The organism is Spongisporangium articulatum, from assembly GCF_044465595.1.
Classification (GTDB): domain Bacteria; phylum Actinomycetota; class Actinomycetes; order Actinomycetales; family Kineosporiaceae; genus Spongisporangium; species Spongisporangium articulatum.
On record NZ_JBITLV010000004.1, the window covers coordinates 252159 to 265075 of the forward strand.

Here is a 12917-nt window from a genome sequence, read left to right on the forward strand (position 1 = left end):
AGCGGACGCGGGCCCCGCCGCGTGAACGGCAGAGGCCCGCGTCGTGCGCACCCTGGGGCCCTGACCCCTCCGGGTGCATCTCCCGCCCTTCGTTCAGCCCGGACCAGGGGCACGTCGGGCGGTGAGTTCATCGAGGAAGCCGAGCAGTTCGCGGTTGTACTCCTCGGGCTTCTCGAACATGGGGCCGTGCCCGCACTCGTCGATGACGTGGATGCGCGCGTCCTGCATCAGCGGGGTGGCCTCCTCCCATTCCTCGGCGGGGGTGATCTCGTCCTGCCGACCCCAGATGAACAGCTTCGGGGTGGGCAGCTCCATCACGATCTTGCGTGAGTTGTAGCGGCTGATCGCCTTGAGCGCGCCCAACATCGAGACGACGGTGGCCGGCTTCGACAGCTCCTTCACCGTGGCCTGGTAGCGCTCCTCGTCGATGTCGTGCGCCGACGGGTCGTACATCAGCTTGGCCATGAAGTTGTCGGCGTACTGCTGCGGGGTGTGGGCGCCCTCGCCGACCTCGCGCGCGATCTGGCTGACCGTGGTGTTCAGCCCCGGGGCCCCGCTGGCCACGATGCCGGCCGTCCGGTCGGGGAACGAGCGGGCGAACTCGAAGGCCACCAGCCCGCCGAGCGAGTCACCGGCCACCACGAGGTCGCGGTCGGTGAAGCTGCGGCAGACCTCCATGATCCGGGCGGCCATCCGGTTGATCGAGCGGGCCGTCTTCCGGTCGACCAGCGAGATCGACTCGGTGAACTGCACGATCGGCCAGCCGGCCGCCTTCAGCGCCTCGAACTGCTTCTCCCACATCCATTCGCCGATGAACAGCGCCGGCAGCAGGACGAGGGCCAGCGGCTTGTCGCCCGGGGTGTAGGTGCCGGTGAACGCGTAGGTGTCGGCGTCGGCGCCCTTGGCCAGCTCCTCCTTCGCCCCGGAGCGGCCGTAGGCCTGCAACCACGTCATGACCGATCTCCTTCGTAGCGAGCGCCCGGCGACTCCATCCGCGGGGCAAGGGGATGCACGGGTGCGACCGGCGGTTCCGGACGCCGGCCGTGCCAGGTGTCGTAGGAGAGCCGGGTCCCCAGCGGCTTGCGCCGGGCCGGCTTGAAGACCGTGCGGGTCAGGTGGGCGACCGGCATCAGACCGGCCTGCACCACGCTCGGCGGCAACTCGAGGATCTTGGCGGCCTGGCCCTCCATCGCGAGGTGCATGACGGTCATGACGGTGCCCAGGCCCCGGGCCCGCAGGGCGAGCTGGAACGACCAGGCGGCCGGGAAGATCGACCCCCAGTGGGCGGCCAGCATGGGGCCCATCTCGTCGTCGCTGATGCCCCCCTCGCGCATCAGCCACCACCACATGGCCGCCTTCTCCTCGGGGCTCGGTCCGGTGATGCAGGGCACCACCATCACCGGCACCTCGTGGATGTGCTCGGCCAGCCAGACCGCGGAGTCCTGGCTGCGGGCCATCGACTGGTCCGCGCCGCGGATCCGGCGGGCCCGGCGCGACGCGAACTGGGTGGAGGCGTCCCAGGCGCGCTTGTACAGGTCGGCGAGCGCGGCCCGCTTCTCCAGGTCGGTGACGACCAGCCAGTGCCACCGCTCGTCGTTGTGCGAGACCGGGGCCTGCAGCGCGACGTCCAGGCACTCCTCGACCACGGACAGGTCGACGGGGCGGTCGAGGTCGAGCGTCCGCCGGGTGGCCCGGGTCGTGGTGAGCACCCAGTCCAGGACGGACAACTCCTCGGGGGTGGGCCTCCCGTCGTCCCAGACCGATCCGCCGTCCGCGCGGGTGGCCAGGCGGGGAGGGTCGTAGGTCATCGGACCGCCCCGAGCAGCGCGGCCGCGTGCAGCGACCCGATGCTCGTCGCGGTGGCCACGGCGGCCTCGATCCGGACGTCGTCCCCCGGGGCGGTCACGTACCGGACCCCCGGCAGCGGGTCGCCGAGGTTCGCCGTGGCGGGTACCAGCCCCTCGGAGACGGCCAGCGCCGCGCACAGCAGCGAGATCCCGCCCGAGGCGGCGCCGCAGTCCCCGGTCAGCGAGGCCGGTGCGGTGAGCAGGACCTGCGGCCCCAGCAGCCGGGCGACAGCGCGCATCTCGGCGTCGTCGTCCACCGCCCCGCGACCGGACCCGACCACCAGGTCGACGCCCCCGGCGTCCACCCCGCTGCGCGCGAGCAGCGAGCCGAGCGCCCGTGCGGCGGCACCCTCCAGCGAACCCCCGGTCACGCCGGACTGGGCCGTGCCGAGCACTCGCGCGTAGGCCTTCCCGCCACGCTCGCGCGCCGACGCCGCGTCCTCGAGGAGGATGCCCACGGCGGCCGCCCCCAGCGCGGTGCCGGTGCGGCCGATGTCGTAGGGCCGCACGATCCCGTCCGGCGCCAGCGCCTCCCGCGCCGCCCGGTGCCGGACGATCCCCTCGTGCAGCTCATCGACGGCCAGCAGCATCACGCGCCGGGCCTGTCCGGTCCGGATGAACTGCAGCGCGACGTCGAGCGCGATCAGCGCCGAGGCCCCACCGGTGGCGATCGTGGTGGTCGGGCCGCGCATGACGAGCCCGAGACCGACGGCCCCGGCGGCCGCGTTCACGGTCGCGTTCGAGAAGGCCCGGGCGCTGAGCCCTTCCGGCGTCCCCTCCTGCGCCTGCAGCGCGGCGCCCACGGCGACCGGGCCGTAGCAGGTCGCGAACGACAGGCCCACGTCCTCCCGGTCGAGCCCGCTGGTGGCGATCCCGGCGTCCCGGAACGCGTAGGCGGCGACCGCGGCCGAGGCGCGGGCGAACTCCGGCAGCTGGCGCCACAGCGACGCCGCGACCAGGGGCTTGCGGTCCAGGGTGAACGACGAGCCGAACGTGGGCCGCCCGTCGACCCGGTACTGCTCGTCCAGCGGGCCGATCGCGGTGCGGCCGGAGCGCACGCCCGCGCGCCAGGCGTCGACGCCCAGGCCGAAGCCGGACACCACGCCCAGACCCGAGATCACGACGTCCGGCTCGGCGCCGGTCGCGGGCCGGTCCGGCAGCAGGCCGGGCCGGGCCAGCACCAGTGAGCAGTTGTTGCCGCCGAAGGCGTAGTTGTTCGACAGGGTCACGTCGATCTGCGCCGGGCGCCCGACGCCGGGCACGAAGTCGAAGCCCTCGGGCCCGGGCCCGTCGAAGTTCACGGTCGGCGGCAGGGTGCCGCTGCCCAGGGCCAGCACGCAGGTCACGGCCTCGATCGCGCCGGACGCACCGAGGCTGTGGCCGAGGGCGGCCTTGGTGCTGGAGATCGGCACCTGCGCCACCCGGTCCTCGCCGAACAGGGTGATCATCGCGGCCTGTTCCATGGCGTCGTTGGCGGGCGTGCCGGTGCCGTGCCCGTTGACGTAGGAGACGCGGTCCGCACCGATGCCCGCCTCGTGCAGGGCGTGCTGGACGGCCCGCAGCGGCCCGGCGCCGGTCGGGTCGGGCGCGGTCGCGTGGTAGCCGTCGGCGGACAGGCCGTACCCGCCGACCTCGGCCAGGACGGTCGCGCCGCGGGCCGCCGCGTGCGCGGCGGTCTCGAGCACGAGGAACGCGGCGCCCTCGCCCAGGCTCAGCCCGTCCGAGCGTGAGTAGGGCGCGGTCGGGCCGTCGGCGATGGCGGACAGCACCGAGAACCCGAGGTGGCTGCCGCGCTGCAGGTTGTCGGTGCCGCCCGCGAGGACGACGTCGGCCTGGCCGTCGAGCAGCAGGTCGCGCCCGGCGCCGACGGCGTTGGCGCCGGCGGCGCACGCGTTGGACAGCACGATCCGGGGGCCCACCAGGCCCCACTGCTCCGCGACCGAGTCGGCCGGGGCGTGGAACGGCAGGAACTCGTGCGGGTCGTCGGTGTCGGTCATCTGGCACTGCCCGACGACCACCCCGACCCGCTCGCCGCCGGTGTCGAGACCGGAGCTCAGCCTCGCCCGGGTGAGAGCCTCGCGGGCGGCGACCAGCGCGAGCGCCGACAGCCGGTCCTGCGGTTTGGCGCCCGCGGGCAGTCCCTCGTCCAGCCAGGCGTCCTCGACCTCGCCGACCCAGACGCCGTCCAGACCGTCGAACGACCTCTGGGTGGCCGGCCGCACGCCCGAGCGGCCCGCGACGAGGTTGGCCCAGAACTCGGTCGTGTCCCGGCCGAGGGCGCAGATCAGCCCGACGCCGGTGACGACGACCCGCTCGTGTGCGTCCGTCATCGCCGTCAGGACCGCGCCCAGCTGGCCGGGGTCAGGTACGGCGCCACGAGCGTCAGGCCCGCGCGGTCGCCGTCCAGCCCGAACTCCTGGCCCGGCGCCACGAGCTCCGGCTCGATCCGGGCCAGCCCGAGGACCTTGCCCAACCCCGGGCTGTACACGCTGTGCAGGACCAGGCCCACGGCCTCGTCGCCGAGCCGCACGTCGCTGCCGGCGGCCACGGGCTCGGTGCCCTCGGTGGTGAAGCCGACCGTCTCGGCGCGGGCCCCGCCCTCGAAGGCGTCCATCAGGGCGGCGCGCCCGACGTAGTCGTCCTTGGTCACGTCGACCAGCCAGGACCAGCCCAGCTGCAGCGCGTTGCCCGCGGCGGGCAGCTCCTTGTGGGCGATCGGCTGACGGACCTCGAGCATCGCCGTCTCCAGGGCCTGCGAGCCGGCCGGGGTCAGGTCCTGGAGCGCGTCCCAGACGGCGGCCGCGTGCTCGGTGGCCACGAAGAACTTGTAGCCGTACTCACCCGTGAACCCGCTGCGGACCAGGGTCACCGGGACCCCGCCGAGCTCGGCCTTGCGCACGCCCATCAGCGGCATGGCCGGGATGTCGCGGTGGATCGCGCCGCCCAGCAGCGTGGCGACCTTCGGACCCTCGACCAGGATGATCGTCGTCTCGGGGTTGCCCAGCCGGAACCCGACGTCGAGGCCGACCCGCTCGGCCAGGCCCTTCAGGTGCTCGATCACGGCGGGGCCGGTGCCGAGCGACGTCTCCAGCCGGAAGCCGTCGCCGACGTTGTAGGCGGTGACGATGTCGACGGGGTGGCCGTCGTCGTCGAGCAGCGCGCCCACGAGCGACTGCTCGGGCGTGACGAACTCCAGGTCGCGGGTCAGCGCGCCCTGGACCAAGTCGAAGGCGTCGGGTCCGGTGACCTCGACCAGCCCGGCGCCGGACAGGTCGATGCGCGCGCCGTGGGAGCGCAGCCCCAGGTACTCGGACGCGGCGTCGCCGTAGTGCCGGACGACGTCGGCCGCGCCGATGCGCTCGACCACGGCGGTGGCGGGGTGCCGGTCGGCGAGCGGGGAGGTGAGGATCTCGGGGTTCCCGGTGGCGACGCTCATGCCTGCGGCTCCTTCAGGTCGATGCCCAGCACGGCGGCGATGTCCTCGCCGGCCGCCTCACGGTTGGTGGTCAGGTGGCTGAGGAAGGAGCCCACGGAGCCGAAGATCGACATGTCGTCCTCGTAGACCGGCATGTGGAACTTCTGGTCGATCGCCATCGACAGCTCGAGGGCGTCGATGCTGTCCAGCTCCAGGCCGCGGCCGAACAGCGGCTGGTCGTCGGTCAGCCACTCGGGCGGGACGGGGAGGTCGAGCCGGTCGATGATCACGGCCTTGATCTCGGAGGTCATCGCCTGCCAGTGCGCGGCGTGGGCGAGGGCGGCCTCGCGCAGCGGGGTGGTCATGGGTGCATGCCTTTCGTCAGGAGGAGAGACGGTCGGGGGAGGGGGACGGCGCGGTGAGCGATCGGCGGGGTCGCCCGGAGGACTGGCTGGACATCGCCCGTTTGCGGGGGCCGGTCCCGTCGCGGTCCTCGAGGATCGTGGTCATGACCATGCCGAGCGTCGCGCCGCCGTTGACCGGGATGTCGGCGCCCGTCACGTAGGAGGCGCCGTCGCTGCACAGGAAGGTCACGACGGTGGCCACCTCTTCGGGCCGGGCCGCCCGGCCGAGGGCCACCCGGTCGACGAACGCCTTCTGCACCGCGGGCCCCATGGCGCCGACCATGTCCGTGTCGACCAGCCCGGGGGAGACGGTGTTGACCCGGATGCCGACCGGGGCCAGTTCCGCGGCCAGACTCTTGGCCAGCGTGGCCACGGCCCCCTTGGAGGTGGCGTAGTTGACGACGGCCGGGGCACCGAGGGCGGTCAGCGAGGAGATCGTGACGATGGCGCCCCGGCGGGCGCTCAGCATGACCTTGGTGGCCTCGCGGCAGCACAGGAACGTGCCGAACACGTTGGTGTCCATGACCCGCCGGAACTCCTCGGCGTTCATCCGGACCACCATGTTGTCGGCGGTGATCCCGGCGTTGGCCACAAGGATGTCCAGCCGTCCGTGGCGCTCGCGCACGCCGGCGAACATCGCGCGCACCTCGTCCTCGTCGGCGACATCGGCCCGGACGGCCTCCGCCCTCCCCCCGAGGGACTCGATCCGGGCGACGACGTCCAGTGCGGCGGCCTCGTCCGACCGGTAGTTGACGACGACGGTCGCGCCGTTGCGGCCGAGGTCGACCGCACAGGCGGCCCCGATGCCTCGGGAGGCTCCGGTGACGAGAGCGACCGTGCCGGGGACGAGGCTGCTCATGGACGGGACTTTTGCTGAAATAAATCGTTCTGTCCATCCTTTTCGCCAGACCTGACCGACGGTCGCGTCGCGTCCCGTCCCGGGTCAGGGGGTCTGACCTGCGATTGCTGATGTGATTCGGCCTACGCCGGTGGCGTACATCTCAGTTGATGGCCCATCATGGGGCGCAGGCCGGCGCCGGAAGGTCGGCGAAGGAGGAACGGGGTGTTCGTGAAGTGACCCAGGAGCGCAGCCTGGCCGACCGGCTGGAGACGCTGTTCCGCACGGTGCACCCCGCGGGCCGGGGCGAGTACACCAACAAGGAGGTCGCCGACGCGATCGCGGCCGACGGCGGGGCGACCATCTCGGTCACCTATCTCTGGCAGCTGCGCAACGGTCAGCGCGACAACCCGACCATGCACCACCTCGAGGCGATCGCGAAGTTCTTCGGCGTCCCGCCGTCATACTTCTTCGACGACGAGGCTGCGGCCCGGCTGGACGAACAGCTGGGGGTCCTGACCGCGTTGCGGGATGCGAACGTCCGCGGGGTCGCCCTGCGCACGTTCGGTCTCTCACCCGCGGGCGTGGAAGCGGTCACGGCCATGATCGAGCAGGTGCGGCGGCTGGAGGGGCTCAGGGATGACGCCGAGGAGGGGTCCGGTGCGCCGGGCTGACCGGCGGATGCGGCGCCGCTGCGCCGAGCTGGTCCGCGACCTCGTGCTGAGCGACCCCTTCGACCTGGACGACGTCGTCGCCCAGGTCTCGACCGCCCGCGGCCGCCCGATCCGGCTGCTGCCGATGAACCGGGGGGCCTGGCACGCGGTCTGCGGGGTCTGGGTCACGGGCGAGTCCGAGGACTTCATCTTCGTCGACGGCCAGGCCACCGGCGTGCACCGCGAACACATCGTGCTGCACGAGCTGGCCCACATGCTGTGCGGTCATCGCTCGGGGCTGGCCGAGTCCCGGTTCGCCGACGTCTCCGCCCTGGTGCCTGATCTCGACCCCGAGACCATCCGCCGGGTGCTGGCCCGCAGCGACTACGAGGACGACCAGGAGCGCGAGGCCGAGCTGCTGGCCTCGATGCTGCGCGGCCGGGCGGGCGTGCCGCCGCCGCCGCTGACCTCCTCGGCCGCCGAGGAACTGGCGGCCCGGCCCGACGCCCGGCTCGATGCTTGACGGTCGCGGTTCCCTCGGCACCGACGCGTGGGTGCACGTCGTCCTGGCCCTGGCCTGCTGGACCGTGGTCCTGCTGCGCCGCCCGGAACCCGAGACCGGCCGGGTCGGACGGCTGATGTGGGCCGGTCTGGTGGGGCTCGCGGCCGGGTCGACCTTCGACGCCTGGCCCCTGAACCATCGGCTCGACGGCCTGCTGCCCGGCCGTCCGGTGGCGGGGGCGTTGTACGGCGGGGCGACCATGCTGGGCTGCGGGCTCGGCGTGCTGGCGATCATCGAGTGGGCGGCCCCCGACTGGCTCGACCGGCGGGCCCGCCGCATCGTCTACGCGCTGCTGGCCCTGGTGGTGACGGCCGAACTCGTCGCCCTCCTGAGCCTGCCCGCGGCCGTCACGGTCGTCGACGTGCCGGACCACCGGCTGGCCGAGCAGCTGGCCCTGCACCCGCAGGCGTACGTGTCGCTGGTGATCTCGTCGCCGTTGCTGACCGTGGGGCTGATCATCACCAGCCGGTGCTGCCTCTGGTACCGCCACCTGGCCCCCGACGGCCCGTCGGCCCGGGCGCTGCAGCGCATCCTGGTCGCGAACGCGCTGCTGACCGGCTGGATGGTGCTGCGCCTGATCGGGCTGGTCCTGGTGATCGGCGGCAGCCGGATCGACGTCGGGGGTTTGTTCCGCGCTTCCGACCTCTCGTTCGAGCTGGCCATCCTCGGTTACCTGGCCGCGTTCCTCAGCCTGCGCGACGCGTGGGGCCGACTGCGGGCGGCCGTGGTCGACCGCCGGGCGCTGCGCCGGATGCGACCGCTGTGGTCGCGCACCGTGGCGGTGCACCCCCAGGTCGTGCTGCGCACCGACGGCTGGCTGCGGGACGCCGTCGACCCGCGCGACCTGGGGATGCGCCGCTACCGTCGGGTGATCGAGTTCCGGGACGCCGTGCTGCTCCTGCTGCCGTTCCTGGACGCCGGGCGCCGGGGTCGGGTCCGGGCCTGGCTGGAGCCGCGGGTCGCCCCGCCCGATCTGGACCTGATGGCCGACGCGGTGGAGCTGGAGCTGGCCCGTCGGGACGCCCTGCGGGGCCGCCCGAGCGCGTGGCCGGGCGCCGACCCGGGTGACCTCGCGCGCTTCGGCCCACTGCTGCGCGGCGGTCACGACGTCGAGGCCGAGGTCCGGGTGCTGCTTCGGGTGGCCGCTCTGGCGGGGGACGTCGACCGGGTGGTCGAGCGGTTCGCCGCGGGTCCCGACATGACGGGCGGGCGGGCTGGCGTCGCCGCCCGCGGGGTGGGAGGTTAGGCCCGTGAGCGATGCGATCTACGAACCCAGCGACGGCGACGTCGAGAACGACGTCGTGGACCTGGACCAGGCCTTCGGTGACGACAACGTCGACGACATCTACGACACCAGCTACTCCCCGCCCGACCGGGAGCCGACGAACACCAAGTTCGGCACCACGTGGGCCGAGGAGAGCGCCGGTGAGACGCTCGACCAGCGCATCGCCCAGGAGGAGCCGGACCCGACGTCCCGCTACGAGACGGACGAGGACGTCGACGCGGTGAACGAGGACGAGCTGGAGCCGGAGGAGCTGCGCTACAGCGAGGTCGGCAGCGGTCGGGCGGGGCGCCTGGTCGACCCCGACGAGGGCGCGCACGAGGACCGTGAGAAGGACCTGGTCGGCGACGACGTCGGGCTCGACGGCGGTGCGGCCAGCGCCGAGGAGGCCGCCGTCCACGTCATCGACGAGTGAGCCGCTCCTTCCGCCTGATGTAGAGCTGCTTGCGCACCGTGGCGACCACGGTCCCGTCGGTGCCCACGACGTCCACCGAGAACCACTCGAGGTGCTTGTCGCCGGCGTCGGCGGCCGCCCGGAACGCCGCCACCTGCGCGTCGGACAGGGTGATGTGGGCGGTGACGTCGGTGCGCCCGGGGGTGACGAACCGGATCTCCCCGGCCCGGTCCCAGACGATGTAGTCGCGCCCGACCCGGTTCATCATCAGGATCATGAAGAACGGGTCGGTCATCGCGAACAGCGAGCCCCCGAACGCCGTCCCGACGTAGTTGCGGTTCCAGCGGCGCAGCTTCAGGCGGACCCGCGCCTCGCGCCACTCGTCGTCCACGTGCTCGACGCGGATGCCGGAGAAGAGCATCGGCGGCCACCAGTTCATCAACCGCCGCAGCCGGGCCGGGGTCATCGCGGTGTACCTCATCCGGGGACTCTAACTAAGTAAGCGCTTGCTCACCAGGGTGGACGTCCCCAGGCGGTTTCCAGGAACCGCGCCTAACCTGGCGATCATGCAGGCTGCGCTGGTGGTGAACGCGGCGTCGCGGTCCGGGCACGAGGCGTTCGAGACGGCCGAGAAACGGCTCCGGGAGCGGGGTCTCGACCTCACCCACGCCCGCGAGGTGACCGACCCCGAACACCTGGCGGACGTCGTCCGGTCGGTGGTGGACGAGGGGGCCCGGCTCGTCGTGCTGGGGGGTGGCGACGGCACGGTCAGTTCGGTGGCCGCGTTGTTGCCCGAGGCGGGCATCACCCTGGGGCTGCTGCCCACCGGCACCGCGAACGACCTGGCCCGCACCCTCGGCCTGCCCACCGACCTCGTCGCGGCCTGTGACGTGGTGGCCGACGGCCGGCCGGCCCGGGTCGACCTGGGCGTGGTCGGCGACGACGTCTACCTGAACCTGGCCTCGGTCGGGCTGGCCGTCGAGGTGACGAAGTCCCTGTCGCCGCGCCTGAAGCGCCGGCTCGGGGCCGCGGCCTACCCCGTCGCGGCCCTGCGGGCCTACCTGCGGCACCGGCCGTTCGCCGCGGCCCTGCACTTCCCCGACGGCGATCATCCCGACGTGGAGCTGGGCGACCTGCTGCAGGTCGGGGTGGCCAACGGGCGGTACTACGGCGGGGGAGCGGTCGCCGCGCCCGAGGCGGAGATCGACGAGGGGTTGCTCGACGTGTACGCGATCCCGCGCGGCACGGCGGGGCAGCGGCTGGGCGTGGCCCGGCACTTCGTGTCCGGGGCCTTCACCCGGGCCGACCACGTCCTGCACGTGCGGACCCGGCGGGTGCGGCTGACGACGTCCCCCTCGCTGCCCGCGAACGTGGACGGCGAGCTGTCGGCGCGCACCCCGCTCGACTTCGGAGTGCGGCCGGGGGCGCTGCGCGTGCTCGTACCGGCCGATTCCCCGGCGCCCTAGGGGCAGGTCTCGCCCTGGGGGTGGGCGCGCAGCTGCAGGCCGAGCGCATCCATCACGCAGAGCACCTTGTCCAGCCGCACGGTGGGCTTCCCGTTCTCCAGTGCCCCGATGAACCGCGCGGAGGTCCCGGCCAGCCCGGCGAGCTCCTCCTGACGCAGCCCCAGCTCTCGGCGTCTGCGGCGGAGGTCGTGACCGAGAGTGTTGGTGGAGACGTCGTCGGTCATCCGGACCTCCGGGCGGGTTCACGAGAATTCCAGAGAAGGGAATGTGCGACGGAAATGGGCACCAAGAATTCTCGCCGACTGTTCCGGTGCGCGGCGAAAATGATGCATCAAAGAGACTCGTTCCGCATTTCGGAACGAGCGTGCCGATTTCTTTGCCCCCCGTCGAAGGGCGTATCGCGTCGGCCACCCCGGAGGGGGTAGGCAGTGGGTCAGGGGTTCCTCCGGGGTGACGTCCGCGCAGCGTATGGCCTAGATGGCCCAGCCGAGCCAGTGCAGCGCGGCAGCAGCGGCCTGGGCTCCGACGACGGTCAGGTGGGCCAGGAAGCTGGTCAGCATGGGAACCTCCATTGGTTTTCCGATATCGACGAGGCACATATCTAGCCAGAATTACTGAGGGTCACAAGACACGAATTGGCTACGTGCGGGTAACGGTAATTCCACGTACCAGGCCCGGCCGAAGAAAGAACCGGTCGCGCGCGGGTGTGCGACAGGATCGGTTGCGCACACGGTCCGTGACGCGCGAATGTCCGGTACGTGCCTGTTCCGGGTGTCGAAGAATTTTTCCCGAGCGGTCGTGGTCCGGGCCGTCCTGGCCGGCGGGATCAGCCGGAGAGCGACCGGCGACGGTCCCGCAGGGCCCGGCGGAGGTCGTTGAGCTGACGCACGGTGAACGGCGGCGCCGCGGCGACGAGCCGGTCGTACAGGTCGCTGGTGGCGGCCAGCAAGGCGTCGAGGATGCGCACCGCCGCCCGTTCCGGCAGCCCGATCTCCTTCGCGAAGGCGAGGAACGTCCTGCGGGACAAGCCCGACTCCTTGCCCTGCAGGCGCAGGGCCATGGTGTGGTCGCCGTAGGGCAGGGTCGACGGCAGGTCGTAGGCCGGGGCCACGCGCCACTCGCCGCCCGGGGTCGCGAGGACGGACAGGTTCTTGGCGTGCACGTCGCCGTTACCGGTCAGCCAGGCGAACACCAGCTGGGCGAACAGTGTCTGCAGGGCCACCGGCCGGGCCGGGCACAGGTCGGCCAGGGCGGTCACGACCTCCTCGGCGCTGACGGCGTACTTGTCGGCCGGGTAGCGCCCGAGGGCCTGCGCGCCGTCCTCCACCGCGAGCCGTCGCCCGTCGGCCGGCCGGTCGAAGCGTTCGACGAGCAGCCCGGGCCGTCCGGCGAAGTCCCGCACGACCTCGGCACCGGCCGTCGCGATCCCGGCCCGCCGGGACTCGGCGAGGAAGAACGCCTCCGCCTCCACCAGGCCGGGGTACTGCGCCGGTTCGAACTTCAGGAGGTGCCGCCCGGTCCCGGCCGAGGCCTTGTCCTGGACGCCGGGCAGTCCGGCCCGGTCGACGACCCCGGTCCCCGCCCGGTAGGCCCGGAAGTCGACGTCCGAGTACTGGGCCACCGCCATCAGGGCCGTCGACCGGCCCGGGCGCGCCCCGCCGGGCACGACCTGTACGTCGCCCACGAGATCCGACCCCACGGCCAGCAAGAGGCTCAGCTCGTCGTCCCGGGACGTGCCGACCGCGTGGGCCAGGTCGCTCAACCGCGGCCCCTCGGGGAGCAGCCCGGCGAAGAAGGCCGGCACGGCGCCCGCCCGGGTCAGGGTCGGGGCGGCCACCAGCGGGAGCGTGGTGGCGACCGGCGCGGTCGCCGTGGCCAGGTACTCGGGCAGGTAGGCGAAGCGGACGCCGTCCACGGTGCGGGTCAGCCGCGCGGCCCGGCGGCCGGCCTTGAAGACGTCGGCGTGCGGCGTCGTGCGCGCGACCCTCAGGTCCTGGACGTCTTCCGAAGCTGTGCTCACCGTCCGGGCAGAATAGGACGATCGCGGTGCCCGTCG

Annotated in this window: 14 protein-coding genes; 5 read left to right on the forward strand and 9 right to left on the reverse strand. The window is 72.9% G+C overall.

What is annotated here, in order from left to right; all coding sequences use genetic code 11:
- Window positions 1-93: 93 nt before the first annotated feature.
- From ACIB24_RS13790 to ACIB24_RS13815, 6 genes are read right to left on the reverse strand one after another with little or no spacing between them, the layout of a single operon-like run.
- The gene (locus ACIB24_RS13790; RefSeq protein WP_398281150.1) at window positions 94-954 is read right to left on the reverse strand and encodes an alpha/beta fold hydrolase; all 861 of its coding nucleotides are present in this window, start codon (window positions 952-954) and stop codon (window positions 94-96) included.
- Window positions 951-1808, reverse strand: a complete 858-nt coding sequence (locus ACIB24_RS13795; RefSeq protein ID WP_398281152.1) for a nitroreductase family protein — start codon at window positions 1806-1808, stop codon at window positions 951-953. Before ACIB24_RS13795 ends, ACIB24_RS13790 begins: the two co-directional genes overlap by 4 nt.
- Window positions 1805-4177, reverse strand: a complete 2373-nt coding sequence (locus tag ACIB24_RS13800) for a beta-ketoacyl synthase N-terminal-like domain-containing protein (RefSeq protein WP_398281155.1) — start codon at window positions 4175-4177, stop codon at window positions 1805-1807. Before ACIB24_RS13800 ends, ACIB24_RS13795 begins: the two co-directional genes overlap by 4 nt.
- Window positions 4178-4182: 5 nt before the next feature.
- Entirely contained in the window at window positions 4183-5283 is a 1101-nt protein-coding gene (locus ACIB24_RS13805) for a glycine cleavage T C-terminal barrel domain-containing protein (protein ID WP_398281158.1), read from the reverse strand.
- Entirely contained in the window at window positions 5280-5627 is a 348-nt protein-coding gene (locus ACIB24_RS13810) for a phosphopantetheine-binding protein (RefSeq protein ID WP_398281161.1), read from the reverse strand. The genes ACIB24_RS13805 and ACIB24_RS13810 overlap by 4 nt, the downstream gene beginning before the upstream one ends.
- A gap of 16 nt (window positions 5628-5643) precedes the next feature.
- A complete protein-coding gene (locus ACIB24_RS13815) occupies window positions 5644-6525 on the reverse strand; it encodes a 3-oxoacyl-ACP reductase family protein (RefSeq protein ID WP_398281164.1) in 882 nt (293 codons plus the stop codon).
- A gap of 215 nt (window positions 6526-6740) precedes the next feature.
- On the opposite strand from ACIB24_RS13815, the gene ACIB24_RS13820 reads away from it, so the two are divergent.
- The 4 genes from ACIB24_RS13820 to ACIB24_RS13835 are packed head-to-tail and all read left to right on the forward strand — an operon-like array spanning window position 6741 to window position 9416.
- Window positions 6741-7178 carry a helix-turn-helix domain-containing protein gene (locus ACIB24_RS13820; protein WP_398281167.1) on the forward strand — a complete coding sequence of 146 codons (438 nt, stop codon included), beginning with the start codon at window positions 6741-6743 and terminating at the stop codon, window positions 7176-7178.
- Complete coding sequence (locus ACIB24_RS13825; RefSeq protein WP_398281170.1) at window positions 7165-7680, forward strand: hypothetical protein; 516 nt, start codon at window positions 7165-7167, stop codon at window positions 7678-7680. Before ACIB24_RS13820 ends, ACIB24_RS13825 begins: the two co-directional genes overlap by 14 nt.
- Complete coding sequence (locus ACIB24_RS13830; protein WP_398281173.1) at window positions 7673-8965, forward strand: MAB_1171c family putative transporter; 1293 nt, start codon at window positions 7673-7675, stop codon at window positions 8963-8965. Before ACIB24_RS13825 ends, ACIB24_RS13830 begins: the two co-directional genes overlap by 8 nt.
- Before the next feature lie 4 nt (window positions 8966-8969).
- Window positions 8970-9416, forward strand: a complete 447-nt coding sequence (locus ACIB24_RS13835; protein WP_398281176.1) for a DUF5709 domain-containing protein — start codon at window positions 8970-8972, stop codon at window positions 9414-9416.
- Here the strand turns inward: ACIB24_RS13835 and ACIB24_RS13840 are convergent.
- Window positions 9403-9876: a DUF4442 domain-containing protein gene (locus ACIB24_RS13840; RefSeq protein WP_398281179.1), complete on the reverse strand. Its 474-nt coding sequence runs from the start codon at window positions 9874-9876 to the stop codon at window positions 9403-9405. The two genes, ACIB24_RS13835 and ACIB24_RS13840, sit on opposite strands and share 14 nt — an antisense overlap.
- 85 nt (window positions 9877-9961) lie before the next feature.
- Here ACIB24_RS13840 and ACIB24_RS13845 point away from each other — a divergent pair, with 85 nt between their 5' ends.
- The gene (locus tag ACIB24_RS13845) at window positions 9962-10861 is read left to right on the forward strand and encodes a lipid kinase (protein ID WP_398281182.1); all 900 of its coding nucleotides are present in this window, start codon (window positions 9962-9964) and stop codon (window positions 10859-10861) included.
- Here the strand turns inward: ACIB24_RS13845 and ACIB24_RS13850 are convergent.
- Together ACIB24_RS13850 and ACIB24_RS13855 are read right to left on the reverse strand one after the other, a co-directional pair.
- Window positions 10858-11085 (reverse strand): type II toxin-antitoxin system Y4mF family antitoxin, encoded by a 228-nt coding sequence (locus ACIB24_RS13850; RefSeq protein ID WP_398281185.1) that lies wholly within the window; start codon window positions 11083-11085, stop codon window positions 10858-10860. The genes ACIB24_RS13845 and ACIB24_RS13850 overlap by 4 nt on opposite strands.
- Window positions 11086-11687: 602 nt before the next feature.
- Window positions 11688-12881, reverse strand: a complete 1194-nt coding sequence (locus ACIB24_RS13855) for a type II toxin-antitoxin system HipA family toxin (RefSeq protein WP_398281188.1) — start codon at window positions 12879-12881, stop codon at window positions 11688-11690.
- Between the last annotated feature and the right edge of the window lie 36 nt (window positions 12882-12917).

Coding starts and splice junctions, on each gene's coding strand:
- ACIB24_RS13845 (WP_398281182.1), top strand. CDS start 9,962: ATGCAGGCTGCGCTGGTGGTGAACGCGGCGTCGCGGTCCGGGCACGAG.
- ACIB24_RS13805 (WP_398281158.1), bottom strand. CDS start 5,283: ATGAGCGTCGCCACCGGGAACCCCGAGATCCTCACCTCCCCGCTCGCC.
- ACIB24_RS13795 (WP_398281152.1), bottom strand. CDS start 1,808: ATGACCTACGACCCTCCCCGCCTGGCCACCCGCGCGGACGGCGGATCG.
- ACIB24_RS13850 (WP_398281185.1), bottom strand. CDS start 11,085: ATGACCGACGACGTCTCCACCAACACTCTCGGTCACGACCTCCGCCGC.
- ACIB24_RS13800 (WP_398281155.1), bottom strand. CDS start 4,177: ATGACGGACGCACACGAGCGGGTCGTCGTCACCGGCGTCGGGCTGATC.
- ACIB24_RS13810 (WP_398281161.1), bottom strand. CDS start 5,627: ATGACCACCCCGCTGCGCGAGGCCGCCCTCGCCCACGCCGCGCACTGG.
- ACIB24_RS13830 (WP_398281173.1), top strand. CDS start 7,673: ATGCTTGACGGTCGCGGTTCCCTCGGCACCGACGCGTGGGTGCACGTC.
- ACIB24_RS13815 (WP_398281164.1), bottom strand. CDS start 6,525: ATGAGCAGCCTCGTCCCCGGCACGGTCGCTCTCGTCACCGGAGCCTCC.
- ACIB24_RS13840 (WP_398281179.1), bottom strand. CDS start 9,876: ATGAGGTACACCGCGATGACCCCGGCCCGGCTGCGGCGGTTGATGAAC.
- ACIB24_RS13790 (WP_398281150.1), bottom strand. CDS start 954: ATGACGTGGTTGCAGGCCTACGGCCGCTCCGGGGCGAAGGAGGAGCTG.